We start from the raw sequence: 14661 nt of genomic DNA on the forward strand, positions 1-14661 counted from the left end.
ATGGACACCACACTGACTGAGCGTTGGCAGGCGCTGCAACAAAGCCAGCCGAAATTGCGTATTCGCAACGCCGCTGAGCAACTCGGCGTATCTGAAGCGGAACTGTTGGCGACGCGTCTGGGGCAAGGCGTGACACGGTTGGAAGGCGACTTTCGCCACCTTATCTGCGAAGTCGAAGCGCTGGGCGAAGTGATGGCGCTGACGCGCAACGACGGCATGGTGCACGAAAAGACCGGCCAATATAAAGACATCAGCTTGCACGGCCAGATGGGCTTGGCGCTGGGGGTTATCGATTTACGGCTGTTCTTCTCGCGCTTTGTGTTCGGCTTTGCGGTGAGCGAAGACAGCGGCCAAGGCGTGCGTCGCAGCCTGCAGTTTTTTAACGCCCAAGGTGAGGCAGTGCATAAAATTTACGCCACTGCCAATACCCAATTGGAGCAATATCAGGCGCTGGTAGAGCGTTACATCGCTGGTGAGCAGCTGGCGCCGGTGATTGCTGAACGTGACGGTCAAACTGATTTACTGGCGACGCCTGCGGCGTTGGACGTCGCGCAACTGCGCCAGGACTGGAGTGAACTGAAAGACGTGCATCACTTTCAAGCGATGCTGAAAAAGCACCAGATAGAGCGCATTCCAGCGTATCAAAGCATTGGTGCAGATTACGCTCAGCCATTGGCGGTGGAAGCTTTCGAACAGGCGTTAGTATTGGCCGCCGACAGTCAGCAGCCGATCATGATTTTTGTTGGCAGCGATGGCGTGGTGCAGATTCATACCGGTGCGGTGACAAAACTGCTGCGCACTGGCGACTGGTTTAACGTGCTCGATCCGGGCTTTAACCTGCACGCCAACACGGCCCTCATCGACCAGCTGTGGCTGGTGCGTAAACCGACCAACGACGGTATTGTGACGTCTCTAGAAGCCTTTGATGTCAACGGACGCCAGCTGGCGCTGATGTTTGGTGAGCGCCACAACGGCCAGCCCGAACGTGACGATTGGCGGCAGCTGCAAAACCAGCTGTTAGCGCGCTTCTTGCTCAGTGATGGAGCGGCGGCATGAAGATGTTCAGCGTCGCGCTGCTGTTGCTGCTGAGCCTGGGCGCTCAGGCGCAAACGCGATTGGTCAGCATCGATGGTTCCATCACCGAGATCATTTACGCCTTAGGTGCGCAGACGCAGCTGGTCGGCGTGGATACCACCAGCCGCTATCCCAAAGCCGCGACTGAGCTGCCCGACGTTGGCTACATGCGCCAGCTGTCAGTGGAAGGCATTTTATCGCTGGCGCCGACTACCGTGATTGCCACGCAGGATGCCGGGCCGCCAGCTGTGTTTGAGCAGCTCAAAGCCGCCGGTGTTGACGTGGTACGCATTGACGACGAACCCAGCGTGGCCGGCATTCAAGCCAAAATCGCAGCCGTCGCCGAGGTGGTTGGCGCAGTGGATAGCGGCCAGCAACTGCAGCAGCTGGTCGAGCAACAAGTGGCCGAAGCCCGAGCTGCGCTGTCGTCTATGCGTGGCAAGCGCGCCTTGTTGCTGCTGGGGGCGGGCAATCGCGGTTTGATGGCCGCCGGCCAAGACACTCAGGCGCAAGCGCTACTGGACATGCTCGGCTGGAATAATGTCATCGACCATCACAGCTACAAGCCACTCAACCCAGAGTCGGCGTTGGCGGCGGCCCCTGAGATTGTGCTGGTGGCACAAACGGGGCCACTGGAGGTCAGCAGTGTGCAGCAGCAATTGGCGCTCACTCCAGCGGTGAAGGATGATCGTGTGGTGCTGTTAGACGCTGGTTTGCTACTGGGGTTTGGCCCACGGCTGGCCACCGCATTGCAGCAGCTTGAACAGGCGTTAGTTGCGCAGCCGAAAATGGCAGGGCAGTAACATGCAGTGGGCGTTGAATCGTATGCGCGTGCTGCTGCCCTGGCCAGCCAGCCGCAGCCATGTGGTGATGATGGCGCTCACCGTTTTATTACCGCTGATGTTGGTACTGGCGCTGGCCACTGGACCTGTGTCGGTGCCAACGTCGCAAGTTTTGCAGTCGCTGGGCAATGTGTTGGTCGGTGCGGAGCTGTCGGGCAGCGGAGTGAGCAGCCAGCAAGATTGGATTGTGCGAGAGCTGCGCCTGCCACGGGTATTGCTCGCCATGTTGGTGGGCGCTGGGTTGGCGGTGGCCGGTGCTATTACTCAGGGCGTGTTTCGCAATCCTCTGGCTGACCCTGGGTTGATTGGTGTATCCAGCGGAGCAGCGCTGGCAGCGGTGGCGGTGATTGTACTGCAGGGGTCGCTGTTATCCGGTTATGCCGCTTTTTTCGGACCCTTTGCGTTGCCGGTGGCGGCGTTTGCTGGCGGTTTGGGGGTGACTTGGCTGATTTATCGCCTCAGCACCTGTCAGGGGCAAACTCAGATGGCAATGCTGTTGCTTGCTGGGGTGGCGATCAATGTTATCGCTGGAGCACTGACCGGCATCTTGACCTACATGGCCGATGACCAGCAGCTGCGCAGCATGACCTTTTGGTCGATGGGCAGTCTGGCACATGGCAAATGGTCAGAAATAGCGGTGTTGGCATTGTGTATCGCTGTGCCATTGTTGGCATTGCCGCGCTTTGCGGCGCTATTAAATGCGCTACTAATGGGCGAGGCGGTGGCCGGCCATTTAGGGTTTGCCGTGCAGCGCGGGAAGCGCTGGTTAATAGTCGCAGCGGCGCTGATGGTGGGCGCCGGTGTGGCGGTGGCGGGCATGATTGGGTTTATCGGCTTGGTGGTGCCGCATTTATTACGTTTATTGATGGGCCCTGACCATAAAGCTCTGTTGCCGGGCTGCGCGTTATTAGGCGCGACATTATTACTAGTGGCCGATACCATTGCCCGTACTTGGTTGGCGCCGGCCGATTTACCGGTTGGTTTGGTGATGGCGGTGATCGGTGGACCGGTATTTTTATCCTTGTTATTACAACAGTCGCGGCGGGTATTGGCATGATCACGGTAAATGAACTGAGCGTATTTAGCCGCGATAAAACCTTGCTGAAAAACATCGATTTTACCTTACAGCCAGGTCAGCGCTTAGCTGTACTGGGGGCAAACGGTGCTGGTAAATCCAGCTTGTTAAAAACCTTGGCCAGCGAGAGAGTGCTGGATGAGGGACAAATCTGGTTGGACGATCAGCCGCTGGCTGAGTACCCAGCACAGCAGCGCGCTAAACGCATTGCGGTATTGCCGCAGCAGGTGGAGTTGGCGTTTCCATTTCCAGTGCAGCAAGTGGTGGCCATGGGACGCATCCCGCACGGCGACGAGCAACACAGCCAAGATCTGCAGCGTCATGCCATGCAATTAATGGACGTCTGGCACTTGCGCCAGCGCAGCTATCCATCGTTATCCGGCGGCGAGCAACAGCGCGTGCAACTGGCGCGGGTATTACTGCAAATCTGGCGGCCGCCAACGGATGCACAAGGCAGTGAATTATCGCGATTATTATTGCTCGATGAATGCACTTCCGCTTTGGACCCGGCCCATCAGCATGCCGTGATGCAGCAGGTCAAACAGTTTGCCGATCACAATGTTGCGGTGATGGCAGTACTACACGATATTGCTCTAGCCGCCTCGTGGGCCGATCGCGTGTTGCTGTTAAAACACGGCAAAATCTGGGCCCAAGGCGATGTCAGCCTATTAGCCGAACCAGCGTTATTGCAACAAGTGTACGATTTGCCGGGGCACTTGGCGCAGCGCTACGCCGAACAAAATAACGCCTGGTTAAAGGCTGGCTAAGCTTTCAAACGGTGTGTTGGTTTTAACTCGGCACAGTGAACCTGTGCCGATAACATCGTGATGAATAAATACCTGTCGCGTTAAATAACCACTTTTTGAATATCGTCGGAATTAATAAAGGTCACCTGAAACTGCTCGTCGACAACGCACTCGCGCAGCTGTGGAACGTATTTTTTTACGTGCTCGGCTTCTAGGTGAATGTCCAAATCCTGCTGGCTGTGCCAATGCTCGATGGTAATAAAGGTGTCGCCATCAATAAACGATTCGTACAGCTCGCAGCCTCGCTCATGTGGCGCGTACTCCAATTGCAGTATGTCAGCGACACGTTTTATTTGCTGATGCATGTCTGGTTTGATGGTCGCTTTTACAATGGCAGTAATCATACATTCCCTATTGTTTGTCGAGTGTACTCGGTGAGTTCGTTGCCGTTGGCAGCGCTGCCGCCAGCCACAGGCGAGGCATCATGCCGAAAGGCTACTATTGATGACTAGTTCAATAAACCGAACACTGTGGTCCAGGCCCTGGGCACCGGCACAGCGCGAAGGAAAACCAAGGAAGCGTCGCAACAGAGTTCGGGAAGACTGAGCGAAGCTGGGGAAGGTCGGGCGCAGCGAAGGAAGGTTGAGCAAGGCAAGCACGGCTTCATATTTGAGTGTCGTCACTCATTGTCTGGCTGCGGCTGGTGTACAATGCCGCGCAGTTCCAGATTATGTCTATTGAATGCGCCGGTGTATGGCGGATACACCGGCAGAGGAGTTGTTATGCGCTTGTTTCGTATCATGAGTATTCTCGAAGGTTTGTCTTACCTGGTGATTCTATGTGTGCCACTGGGCCTGATCAGCCGCGACTATGTATTTGGCCTCGGCATGACCCATGGCGTACTGTTTATCTCCTACGTCTTGCTGTCATTTTATGCCGCTCATAAACTGCGCTGGTCGGTATTGGTGTGGTTGGCCGTATTTTTAGCCGCGTTGATACCGTTTGCCTTTATTGCGGTTGAAGTGTTTTTGCGCCGCCTGATGCAACGGCAGCAGTCACACGCACAGTGATGTTCGTATAAGGAAAACAACATGGACGTTAGATGGATTGTAATACCCCTTTTGGGGCTGCTTGCTGCAGCCGTTCAGGCTGCCAGCTTTGATTGTGAAAGAGCTTCTACCAAGGTAGAGCACGCTATCTGTGATAATAAACCGCTGGGAGAACTAGACGAGCAATTGTCCCAAGTCTTTTCCACCATTAAATCTGATGCAAATAGCAATGCGTTCTCTTCACTGCTAAACAGCCAGCGCTCATGGCTAAAACAGAGAAACAAAATCTGTGGCGGTTATACTGATGAAAACCTATCGAACTGCTTGATTGCAAAGTACCAAGGCCGGATCAAACGCTTAAAAAAATTACTCAATACTCAATACCCATCGCTGAATGAGGTATATGGCGTTTGTCATAGCGTCAGCGACAGCCAAGAAATAGTGCGTGATGGCAGCTATTCGCAACCGGAAGACGCTGTATTTGATATAAATAATGACGGGAAAAACGAAAAATCAGCGGCTTGTAGCCCCTACGGTACCAGCGATCTGCCATGTCGTGAGTTCTTTGATAGCAACGGAGATCGGGTTCGCTTTTCAGTATCGGACCCTAGATTGATTCGTGACCCTTACAATATGATGCCTATTGTCGAATATTTTCGTGCGCAGGGACGAGTGTATAGCAAGCATTCTGATCTCCAAGTAGGTACTTATATCGGCTATGTATCTCCCGACAATACCAGACATTTACTGTGCGCATGGGATTATCAGAACCATTATCAGTTTTCTCCCGTAGCTGAAAACTCTGCAGAAAATAAAGTGTGCGACGCTGTTAATCGGGGCAACGTCAACTATCTACATCTGTCTGATCCAGCCGTTATGGATCGCTCAGAAACACTTCGTGTTCGTGGGAGTCCTTCGCGCATTACTGGTCAGGGCTATTTGGACATTAATAATGATGGCAAAGATGAGCTCGTGGCTGCAGTTGAATATGCCAGTGGTTGTAGCTACCGCTATTATGATGAGCTTAGTCAGGATGGCAAGACCTTTAAGTACAGCCGTGTATCAACTCCCTTACTACAAATGCAAGGTGTTCGCTTTAGATCTCATAACTTAGATCACCATCCAGGTGCGCCGAATTGTGGCGGCACTAAGAACCGGCTATTTCGTTATCAGGGGGTGGTTTATTACCATATGATAAACGGTTCAGACCAAACGGTTTCTACTTTACAAGGCGAAGACATTATTCCCGTTTGCTTAGCCAAACGAACAATTTCTTCAGAGTTGATTGATATCTGGCCGGGAATTTGACCGGCCAATATGAACGCTAGAGAGGCTGGAAAGTTCTCTGAGCAGTCGGCTTCCGCAGCAAAGCGCCAGCTCAAATTCATCCTTTGAATCCATAAGTGATGAGTCTGTCATGCTTTGAATATGGTTATATCAGACCAGTAACCTGTCAGTTGTAACTAGGTTGAATATTTAAACAACTTTGCTCGATATTGTTGATTCAACGATGATCAGCGGCAGCGAAGGTGTTGCCTGAGGTGGTTAGTGTTTTCTTTAGGTCGGCTTGTGTTTATCCTTTGAACACCGGCTGTGCTTTCTATTTATCACGAAGACTCTCCATGACTGATCACGTATTGCCTCAACAAGCAGCAATGACTCTGCCCATAAAGCGATGTCTGACGTCTCGCCGAGTGCAGTTCTGGCTTTGCCAAGCTATCGGCTGGCTGGGTTATGGCTTTTTTGTCTCACTCAGTGAGTTCTTGTGGGATAAAGACGACGGCGGCATTCCTTGGCAGTATCCACTGTTCTCGCTGATCACTGGGCTGTTGCTCAGCTGGGCGATGCACCCAGTATTGAAGCGTTCATTGCAATGGCCAGGTTGGTGGCGTTGGCCCGCCAGTGTGCTGTGTGTGGTGGTGGCAGCGGGCATTTGGTCGGCAGCCAAAATGCTGGTCTACAGTGTGCGCCACGGCAAAACGGAGATGTTGGAGTGGATCAATTACTTCAGTTGGTTCACCTATTCGTTTTTTATCTTATTAAGCTGGGCTGCTTTGTATTTCGGCATCAGTTTTTATCGTTTGTGGCAGCAAGAGCAGCGCCGTACGTTACAGGCACAAGCGCAGGCACATCTGGCGCAGCTGCGCATGTTGCAATACCAACTGAATCCTCACTTTCTGTTTAATACGTTGAATGCCATTACCACCTTGGTGCTGGAGCAGCAGACCCAGCAGGCCGACCGTATGCTGTCGGGTTTGTCACGATTATTACGTTATGCATTGGAGCAAAATGCTCAACAACCAGTGCCGTTGTCGACCGAGCTGGAAGCGCTGCAGTGGTATCTGGACATCGAGCAACAACGTTTTACCGACGATTTAACCGTGCATTGGCATATTTCTGCAGCGGCGCAGCGCCAAAGTGTGCCCAGTTTATTGCTGCAGCCGTTGGTCGAAAATGCAGTGATTCATGGTATGGATGCCAATGGCCAGCGGGAGATCAGCGTCTCGGCCGAAGTGGTGGGTGAAGCGTTGGAGCTGGTGATCAGCGATCGCGGCGAGGGCATGGATGGCGTGGGGCAACAGCCATTACCATTGGAGCAGTTTCGTTCACGCTTGGGCGTTGGCCTGAGCAATGTACTGGAGCGCTTGGACGTGACCTACCACGGCCAGGCACAAGTGTGGCTGCAAGACCATCAACCGGGATTAAGCCTGGGTATTTCTTTGCCATTGCAGACTGTGCCGGTCGCGCCTGCGCCGGCCTCTCGAGTCAGCCTGGTATGACCCTGCGCTGCGTCATTGTGGATGACGAAGAGCTGGCCAGGCGGGGGTTGGCGCTGCGTCTGCAAGCCATCGACAACGTACAGTTGGTGGCCAGCTGCGGCAATGCCGAAGAAGTCCTCAAACACCATCAGCAGTGGCGGCCAGACTGTTTGTTGCTGGACATCGATATGCCGCGCATGAGTGGCCTGCAACTGATGCAGGCGCTGCCAGACGACCTGGATATTGTGCTGATTACCGCGCATCGTGAACACGCGTTGCAAGCGTTTGACTTAGGCGCCACCGACTATTTGCTCAAGCCTGTTTTGCCGGAGCGGTTGCAGCAAGCGCTGGAAAGAATTCGCCAAAAACGCCAGTGGCGCCAGTTGGAGCAGCAGTCATCATCGCAGGCGTTGCTGGATTGTCATACCGATCAAGGACGCTGGCAGTTGCCGATGCAGGACATCGACTGGATCGAAGCCGCAGGCGACTACATGTGCTTGCATTGCGGCGCCAGCCAGCACATCGTGCGCTCGACCATGAAAGAGTTGCAACAGCAATTGAGCGACGATTTTGTTCGCGTTCATCGCTCCCGCTTGGTCAATGTATGCCGCGTTCGCCGGTTGCAAAAAATCACCGGCGGCGATGCGCTGCTCACCCTGGCCGATGGCACTGAGCTGCGCGTCAGCCGTCGTTATCGCCATGCCTTAGACGAGGCCTGGCACCACTAAACGCACTTCGCTAACCGCTTACCGAATCTGACGCATCGGCGCGCGCGCCGGTGATAACCTTGCCTGAACTTAAACTGGGCAGCCGTGTCATCTCTCTGACTCGTTACGTCGCCACTCTACTTCTGTACCAGACAAGGAATCTTTATGAGTTTAACTGCATCAGCATTGCGCAACCCGGCCGCCGCCGCCGTGGTGGTGGCTGTGGTCGTGCTGTTCGGTATGTACAGCCTGGCGAAGTTGCCGATTCAACTGTTCCCCGATATTGATCAGCCGCGCATTACCATTAATGCTAGCTGGCGCGGAGCATCACCGGCGGAAATGGAAGCCGAAATCGTCAAGCCGATTGAAGAAGTGCTGCAAGGCTTGCCCGGTGTTAAAGAAATGCAGGCCGATGCCAATACTACTTGGGCTGAGGTGTCGCTGACCTTTGATATCGAAACCGATATGCAAAAATCACTGCTGGAAGTGATCAGCCGCATGAACCGTTTGCCAGCAATGCCCAGAGATTCAAACCCGCCAACGGTGTCGATGGCGGGCGGCAGTGGTACACCGGCATTAACGTTCTTTTTTCTGCAAAAATTACCCGGCAACGATACCCCGCTGGATGAATTTGTGCCCTTTGCGGAAGACGTCATTAAACCGCGTTTAGAGGCGATTAATGGCGTTGCGCGAGTATCGATTGGCGGCTGGAGTGATATTGGTACACAAGAGCTGGTGATTGAATTTGACCCATTAAAAGCCGCGCAGTTGGGCATTCAAATTCCGCAAATTACCTCTGCGGTGAGTGAGTCAGAAGACGTGTCTGCTGGTCGTTTGGACGTTGAGCGCAGACGCTATAACCTGCGTTTTTCCGGTCGTTATCGCCCGGATGAATGGGAAAACATGATTCTCGAATGGCGCGCAGGTCAGCCGGTGCGCTTGGGCGATGTGGCCAATGTGGCGGTCAAAGCGCGTGAGCGCAGCGACCTAGCGCGGCAAAACGGCAACGCTGCCATCGGCATTCGTATTGACCGAGAAAACGGCGCCAATGTATTGGGCACCTTGGAAGAGGTGAAAGCCGCGGTAGAAGAGTTGCGCGCAGGCCCGATCGCTGAACGCGGACTGGATATTCAACAGTCGTTTGATGCCTCGGTATTTATTAACCGCGCCATCAGTTTGGTTACCAGTAACCTGATTATGGGTGTGCTGCTGGCAGTGGGAATTTTGTGGTGGTTCTTGCGCCGCATGCGCGCCACCATGGTGGTGGCGATGGCGATTCCTATCTCGCTGTTTGGCACCTTTATCGTGTTGCATTTTGCTGGCCGTACATTAAACGTGATTTCTTTGGCTGGCTTGGCATTTGCCGTGGGCATGGTGCTGGACGCTGCCATTGTGGTGCTGGAAAACATCGTACGCTTGCGCGAGCGTGGTATGCCGCCGCGCGAAGCCGCCCTGCGTGGCAGCCAGCAAGTCTGGGGCGCTTTGTTGGCATCGACGGCGACCACCGTGGCCATTTTTGTGCCGGTGGTGTTTTTAAAAGACGTGGAAGGTCAATTATTCAGTGATTTGGCACTGACCATTGCCATCGCTGTGGTGTTATCTCTATTGGTGGCTGTGGCTGTGGTACCCATGATGGCCAAGCGCTGGCTGAGCGGCACGCAACTGAAGGATCACCACGAAAGCAGTTGGCAAACGCTCACTGGCAATATTATGCGCCTGACGGCGACGCGTCGTCGCCGTTGGCTGGTGCTGGCGGTGTTAATCAGCCTGCCGGTGGGGTTAACCGTGAGCTTAATTCCAGAGCTGGATTATTTACCGCCGGTAAAACGTGATGCGGTGGATACCTGGTTCCGTTTTCCGCCGGCGACCAATTTAGAAACCATCGACAAAGAAATCGTTACGCAATTGGAGCAACGACTAAAGCCGTACATGGATGGCGAGCGTGAGCCTGCACTGAAAAACTATTACATCCTGGTGTGGGGCAACGGTGGTGGCACCATGGGCGTGCGTGTGAAGGACCAGAGCCAAGTAAAAGAAATGGAGCGCATTATTCGCGAAGAAATTACCAGCGATTTGCCCGATACCATGGCCTTTAGTTCGCAAGGCAACCTATTTGGGCGCTTTGGCAGCAATCGCTCTATACCGATTCATTTGCAAAGCCGTGATAAAGAGTCCTTACGCCAAGTCGCACAGCAGGCCATGGGTTGGATCAATGAAGCCTTGCCAGAAGCTCAAACACGGCCAGAGCCAAGCTTAGAGCAAGCCGAACCTGAGCTGCGTTTATCGCCAAACGACAGACGCCTGCACGAAAATGGTTGGAGCCGACAGCAACTCGCTACGGTCACGCGCACCTTGGGCCAGGGAATGTACGTGGGTGAATATTTTGATGGCAGCAATCGCCTCGATATTATTGTTCGTGTCGGCGACGACCAACGCCCAGAAACGCTGGAAGACTTGCCGCTGGCAGTTGGCGACAGTCGCATTGTCCCCCTGAGTGAGCTGGCCCACATTGAACGCACTGTGGGGCCCGATCGCATTCGTCGCATTGATGGCCGCCGTACCATTACGTTAGAAGTGTCGCCGCCCGAAACTATGTCGTTGGAGCGTGCGATGGAGGCGATTCAAACTCAGGTCGAGCCAAAAATACAGGCAGTTATGCCAGCTGATGGCCGCATTACCTATGGCGGCAGCGCTGACAGTTTGCGCCAGGCCCTGGCGACGTTGACGGAAAACTTTTTAATCGCGCTGGGCATTTTATTTTTATTAATGAGTGCCTTGTTCCGCTCGCCGAAAGACAGTGCGCTGGTGGTGTTGGCCATTCCACTGGCCACCGTCGGCGGGGTGTTGGCACTGCAATTATTGAATTTGATCAGCTTTCAAACGTTGGACCTGCTCACCATGATTGGTTTTGTGATTTTGCTCGGCTTGGTGGTGAACAACGCCATCTTGCTGGTGCATCAGGCACGTATTGGTGAACGTGAAGGGCTTGATCGGCATGCCGCGGTAGAGCAAGCGTTATTGCTGCGTTTACGGCCGATATTTATGAGCACATTAACCAGTATTTTTGGCATGTTGCCGCTGCTGCTGATGCCGGGGGATGGCAGTGTGATTTATCGCGGCCTGGCCGCCGTTATTGTCGGCGGCATGATCGTCAGCACGATCTTCACCCTGGTGCTATTGCCGTGTCTGCTGCGTATGGGTGCCGCGCGCCCACATGTGCAGGAAGACGAAGACGATCAACAATGGCCTCGGGCGGCGTAACGCCGTCAACCAATAACAAGCAAAAAAGGATCACTATTTATGCGCATTTTTGTTTCTTTTTTCTGCCTGCTATTACTGGGGCAGAGCGGTGTCAGTTTGGCCGAGGGTGCTGATGCGACCTTGGTCAGCGTGGCGCCGGTGGTGGAAGCGCAGCAAGCGCCTCAAATTTGGGCGCCGGGCAATGTTATCAGCCGTTCAGATTCATTAATCGCGGCGGAAAACAGCGGCGTATTGCTGGCGGTCAAAGACGTCGGCACACAGGTGCAACAAGGCGCAGAGCTAGCGCACCTGAAGCAACGCGAATGGGAGCTGCAGCGCCAGCGTGACCAGGCCGAAGTCAAACGACTTCAAGCACGTCTGGCCTTTAGTAAACGCCAAGTGGAGCGTACGCAGCGCCTGTCTGCTAGCCAAAGTGAGGCGCGATTTCGCCTGGATGAGCTGCAAATGGAGCAGCAAGTGTTGGAGCAAGAAGTGGCACTGGCTGAAGCAGCGCTGGCTACAACTGAGTATCGTATCGAACGTGCGGTCATACGTGCGCCATTTTCAGGCGTTATTGCCGCGCGTGAAAAGCAGCCCGGAGAGTATGTGGACGCCGGAGACGGTGTGGTGCGGCTCGTGAGCCTGCAGCAATTGGAATTGAGCGTGCGTGCGCCGGTGGAGGTGCAAGCCTATGTGCAAGCCGGTGACGAAGTGCAAGTACGCAGCCCAGCCGGTGAGCTATTTGCCAGCCAAGTACGCGCTGTGGTGCCGGTGGGCGATGAACGCTCGCGCATGTTGGAAGTGCGCGTCGCTCTGCCGCACGGTTTTGTGGTTGGCCAGGGATTGAGTGTGTCGTTGCCACAGGGACAGCCGCAAACGGTGAAAATGATTCCGCGTGACGCATTGGTACTGCGCCAGGATGCGGTGTATGTCTACCGTCTGAAAGACGGCAAGGCCGAACGTTTGGTGGTCAAGCCCGGCGAAGGCAAAGCCGACAGCATCGCCATTACCGGACCGTTGCAGATCGGCGATGAAGTGGTAATCCGCGGCGCCGAGCGTTTACGCCCAGGGCAAGCGGTTCGCACCAGTTAATACCACCGTCAGCACTCAGCCGGCTGGCTCACTGTCGGAGTTGGCAAAAGCCTGCTGCAGCTGCTTGACCATCACCTGCAGCGCCAGTGGCATGGTCGTTTGATAACGATGCACGGCGTACACCGTGCGCTGCTCTCCGCTGTAGAGCGGCAATACCGGCTGTAGCTCACCGCGCTGCAATTCCTCTCTGACAAAACGTGCGGGCAACAGCGCAATGCCAAGGCCGTGGCGGGCGTATTGAATGGCTGAGCTGACGGTGTTGGTTTTCAGCATGTTGTCGCTGTGAAAGGCAACGCTGTGTTGGCCATGATGGATGCTGGCTTGCTGTTGCCAAGGCAATTGAATCAACCTGTGCTGCGATAAGACCGCCGCAGAATTGCAAGCATTGCCCGCCAAGTAGCTTGGTGCTGCTACCAGAACCGGCAGTAACTGGCCCAGAGCAATGACGCGATAGCGGCTATCGGCCAACTCGCCAACGGAAATCGCCATATCGAGATTGTGGGTCAAAATATCGAGCCGCTCATCGCTGTAGTGCATGTCTGGCAGCAGCTTGGGGTAAGTGCGGCACAGTTGCTCAATCACTGGCGTGATTAACGTGGCTTCAAACGCATGCGGTGCGGTGACGGCAATGCGTCCTTGCGGCTCGCCGAGCAGCGCATCGATATCGTCCAACACATCATTGATTGCGCTGGTTAATTGCAGGCTGCGCTGGTACACCCGTTGCCCGGCCTCAGTCAGCGTCAGCTTCCGTGTGCTGCGGTTCAGTAGCTGCACTGCCAAGTGGGACTCCAGCTGCGATACATAGGTACTCACAGCGGATTTGGTGTGCCCCAAGGCCTCGGCGGCGGCGGTAAAGGAGCCTTGGCGCACCACTTCGCCAAATACCAACATCTGATAGGGCAGTCGTCTATGTTCATTAATACTGAACATATACTTCACTCCTTGCGTAATTATCTTTTCTGATCAGAACAATACCATGGCTCCTCCTAATACCAATGCCCGGAGGCAACACCATGACACCGACCATCGAACAACAAGTACTGCAGGCCAGTCAGGCTTGGGTAGAGCAGTTTAATCGCGGCCAGTTGGACGCCTGTTTAGCCGGTTATCGCGATGACGCTGTGATGACGGTAACACCCCACGGCCGTTTTCATGGCAAGCACGAGATTGCCGCGTTTTGGCGTGAGTTTGCTCAACTGGGGCCAGCTGAGTTGGTCTATCGGGATGTGCGTATTCAAGTGATTGACGAATACCAAGCGGTTTTGTCTGCTACCTGGAGCATGAACATTGCCAGCGGTTTTATTACCAAAGAGCTGTGGGTGCGTGCGGCTATCGATGCGCCTTGGCAGTTATTAGAGGATGATTTTACCGTTAAACAGCAATGGCCAACGCCGCGTAGCGACAACAGCAAAACGGCGCTGGTCGTGGTGGATATGCAAAACGACTACTTTGAAGGCGGTGCCATGACGCTGTCTGATACACAAGCCGCAGCCGATAAAACCGCGCAGCTGCTGCACGCATTTCGCCGTGATGGGCGCCCAATCATTCATGTGCAACATGTGTTTGCCGATGATGAAAAAGGCTTTTTTGTTGCCGGTACATTGGGTAGTGAAATTCACTCGCAGCTGGCACCCTTGGCGACAGAACCTGTGGTAATTAAGTCCGCCGTTAACAGCTTTAAAGGCACCAACCTAGAGCGCTTGCTCATTGATCAGGGCATCGAAGAGTTGGTGGTTACCGGGGCCATGGCACATGTATGTGTGGATGCCATTACCCGTGCGGCAGTGGACAAAGGCTATCGCTGCCAGTTAATTATTGATGCTTGTGCTGCACCGGATATCAGTGCCACCACCAACGCCCATTCGGTAAAAGAAAGTACCGCTCATGTGTTGGGTTTCGCGTATGCCAACGTCACTACAACGGCAGCATTGTTAGCTCAGCTTGCCTGATGCGAGAGAGTGGCCACCGGTAGTGGTGGCCACGACTTACTGGTTACGGCTCGTAAACGATAGCGAAGGAGCGATAACTGATAACAATAAAGTGTGCTGAGAATCGGTTATGGCAACTCAGCTATCGC

The 14661-nt window shown here is 54.2% G+C and carries 13 protein-coding genes; 11 read left to right on the forward strand and 2 right to left on the reverse strand.

The annotated features are described in order from the left end of the window. Genes CHH28_RS06355 through CHH28_RS06370 form a run of 4 tightly spaced genes read left to right on the forward strand, consistent with a single transcriptional unit; the run spans nt 1 to nt 3758 of the window. Nucleotides 1-1056, forward strand: a complete 1056-nt coding sequence (locus CHH28_RS06355) for a hemin-degrading factor (RefSeq protein WP_094059521.1) — start codon at nt 1-3, stop codon at nt 1054-1056. Further along, nucleotides 1053-1877: a heme/hemin ABC transporter substrate-binding protein gene (locus CHH28_RS06360; protein WP_094059522.1), complete on the forward strand. Its 825-nt coding sequence runs from the start codon at nt 1053-1055 to the stop codon at nt 1875-1877. The genes CHH28_RS06355 and CHH28_RS06360 overlap by 4 nt, the downstream gene beginning before the upstream one ends. A 1-nt stretch (nt 1878) precedes the next feature. Next, nucleotides 1879-2973: a FecCD family ABC transporter permease gene (locus CHH28_RS06365; RefSeq protein WP_233243770.1), complete on the forward strand. Its 1095-nt coding sequence runs from the start codon at nt 1879-1881 to the stop codon at nt 2971-2973. Further along, nucleotides 2970-3758: a heme ABC transporter ATP-binding protein gene (locus tag CHH28_RS06370; protein WP_094059523.1), complete on the forward strand. Its 789-nt coding sequence runs from the start codon at nt 2970-2972 to the stop codon at nt 3756-3758. The genes CHH28_RS06365 and CHH28_RS06370 overlap by 4 nt, the downstream gene beginning before the upstream one ends. Before the next feature lie 80 nt (nt 3759-3838). Here the strand turns inward: CHH28_RS06370 and CHH28_RS06375 are convergent, their stop codons facing one another. Next, nucleotides 3839-4141, reverse strand: a complete 303-nt coding sequence (locus tag CHH28_RS06375; RefSeq protein WP_094059524.1) for a putative quinol monooxygenase — start codon at nt 4139-4141, stop codon at nt 3839-3841. 378 nt (nt 4142-4519) lie between these two features. Between CHH28_RS06375 and CHH28_RS06380 the strand changes: the two genes are divergently transcribed. The 6 genes from CHH28_RS06380 to CHH28_RS06405 all read left to right on the forward strand — a co-directional run bounded on the left by CHH28_RS06380 (nt 4520) and on the right by CHH28_RS06405 (nt 12584). Next, nucleotides 4520-4807 carry a DUF3817 domain-containing protein gene (locus CHH28_RS06380; protein WP_094059525.1) on the forward strand — a complete coding sequence of 96 codons (288 nt, stop codon included), beginning with the start codon at nt 4520-4522 and terminating at the stop codon, nt 4805-4807. Between the two features lie 21 nt (nt 4808-4828). Further along, nucleotides 4829-6094, forward strand: coding sequence for a lysozyme inhibitor LprI family protein (locus CHH28_RS06385; protein WP_094059526.1), 1266 nt, complete (start codon nt 4829-4831; stop codon nt 6092-6094). A 314-nt stretch (nt 6095-6408) separates the two neighbouring features. Then, nucleotides 6409-7566 carry a sensor histidine kinase gene (locus CHH28_RS06390; RefSeq protein ID WP_094059527.1) on the forward strand — a complete coding sequence of 386 codons (1158 nt, stop codon included), beginning with the start codon at nt 6409-6411 and terminating at the stop codon, nt 7564-7566. Further along, nucleotides 7563-8273, forward strand: a complete 711-nt coding sequence (locus CHH28_RS06395) for a LytR/AlgR family response regulator transcription factor (protein ID WP_094059528.1) — start codon at nt 7563-7565, stop codon at nt 8271-8273. The genes CHH28_RS06390 and CHH28_RS06395 overlap by 4 nt, the downstream gene beginning before the upstream one ends. A gap of 144 nt (nt 8274-8417) precedes the next feature. Further along, complete coding sequence (locus CHH28_RS06400) at nt 8418-11513, forward strand: efflux RND transporter permease subunit (protein WP_094059529.1); 3096 nt, start codon at nt 8418-8420, stop codon at nt 11511-11513. 39 nt (nt 11514-11552) lie between these two features. Then, nucleotides 11553-12584, forward strand: a complete 1032-nt coding sequence (locus tag CHH28_RS06405; protein WP_094059530.1) for an efflux RND transporter periplasmic adaptor subunit — start codon at nt 11553-11555, stop codon at nt 12582-12584. Nucleotides 12585-12599: 15 nt separating this feature from the next. Here CHH28_RS06405 and CHH28_RS06410 read toward each other — a convergent pair whose 3' ends face one another. Then, on the reverse strand, nt 12600-13514 hold the full coding sequence (locus tag CHH28_RS06410) for a LysR family transcriptional regulator (protein WP_094059531.1): 915 nt from the start codon (nt 13512-13514) through the stop codon (nt 12600-12602). A gap of 83 nt (nt 13515-13597) precedes the next feature. Here CHH28_RS06410 and CHH28_RS06415 point away from each other — a divergent pair, with 83 nt between their 5' ends. Then, complete coding sequence (locus CHH28_RS06415; RefSeq protein WP_094059532.1) at nt 13598-14533, forward strand: isochorismatase family protein; 936 nt, start codon at nt 13598-13600, stop codon at nt 14531-14533. Nucleotides 14534-14661 lie beyond the last annotated feature (128 nt).

Origin of the sequence: Bacterioplanes sanyensis (genome assembly GCF_002237535.1) — a bacterium.
Taxonomy (GTDB): Bacteria; Pseudomonadota; Gammaproteobacteria; order Pseudomonadales; family Oceanobacteraceae; genus Bacterioplanes; species Bacterioplanes sanyensis_A.

Excerpts from the sequence above, each read along its gene's own strand:
- CHH28_RS06355 (WP_094059521.1), top strand. The coding sequence starts at position 1 with ATGGACACCACACTGACTGAGCGTTGGCAGGCGCTGCAACAAAGCCAG.
- CHH28_RS06360 (WP_094059522.1), top strand. The coding sequence starts at position 1,053 with ATGAAGATGTTCAGCGTCGCGCTGCTGTTGCTGCTGAGCCTGGGCGCT.
- CHH28_RS06365 (WP_233243770.1), top strand. The coding sequence starts at position 1,879 with ATGCAGTGGGCGTTGAATCGTATGCGCGTGCTGCTGCCCTGGCCAGCC.
- CHH28_RS06370 (WP_094059523.1), top strand. The coding sequence starts at position 2,970 with ATGATCACGGTAAATGAACTGAGCGTATTTAGCCGCGATAAAACCTTG.
- CHH28_RS06375 (WP_094059524.1), bottom strand. The coding sequence starts at position 4,141 with ATGATTACTGCCATTGTAAAAGCGACCATCAAACCAGACATGCATCAG.
- CHH28_RS06380 (WP_094059525.1), top strand. The coding sequence starts at position 4,520 with ATGCGCTTGTTTCGTATCATGAGTATTCTCGAAGGTTTGTCTTACCTG.
- CHH28_RS06385 (WP_094059526.1), top strand. The coding sequence starts at position 4,829 with ATGGACGTTAGATGGATTGTAATACCCCTTTTGGGGCTGCTTGCTGCA.
- CHH28_RS06390 (WP_094059527.1), top strand. The coding sequence starts at position 6,409 with ATGACTGATCACGTATTGCCTCAACAAGCAGCAATGACTCTGCCCATA.
- CHH28_RS06395 (WP_094059528.1), top strand. The coding sequence starts at position 7,563 with ATGACCCTGCGCTGCGTCATTGTGGATGACGAAGAGCTGGCCAGGCGG.
- CHH28_RS06400 (WP_094059529.1), top strand. The coding sequence starts at position 8,418 with ATGAGTTTAACTGCATCAGCATTGCGCAACCCGGCCGCCGCCGCCGTG.
- CHH28_RS06405 (WP_094059530.1), top strand. The coding sequence starts at position 11,553 with ATGCGCATTTTTGTTTCTTTTTTCTGCCTGCTATTACTGGGGCAGAGC.
- CHH28_RS06410 (WP_094059531.1), bottom strand. The coding sequence starts at position 13,514 with ATGTTCAGTATTAATGAACATAGACGACTGCCCTATCAGATGTTGGTA.
- CHH28_RS06415 (WP_094059532.1), top strand. The coding sequence starts at position 13,598 with ATGACACCGACCATCGAACAACAAGTACTGCAGGCCAGTCAGGCTTGG.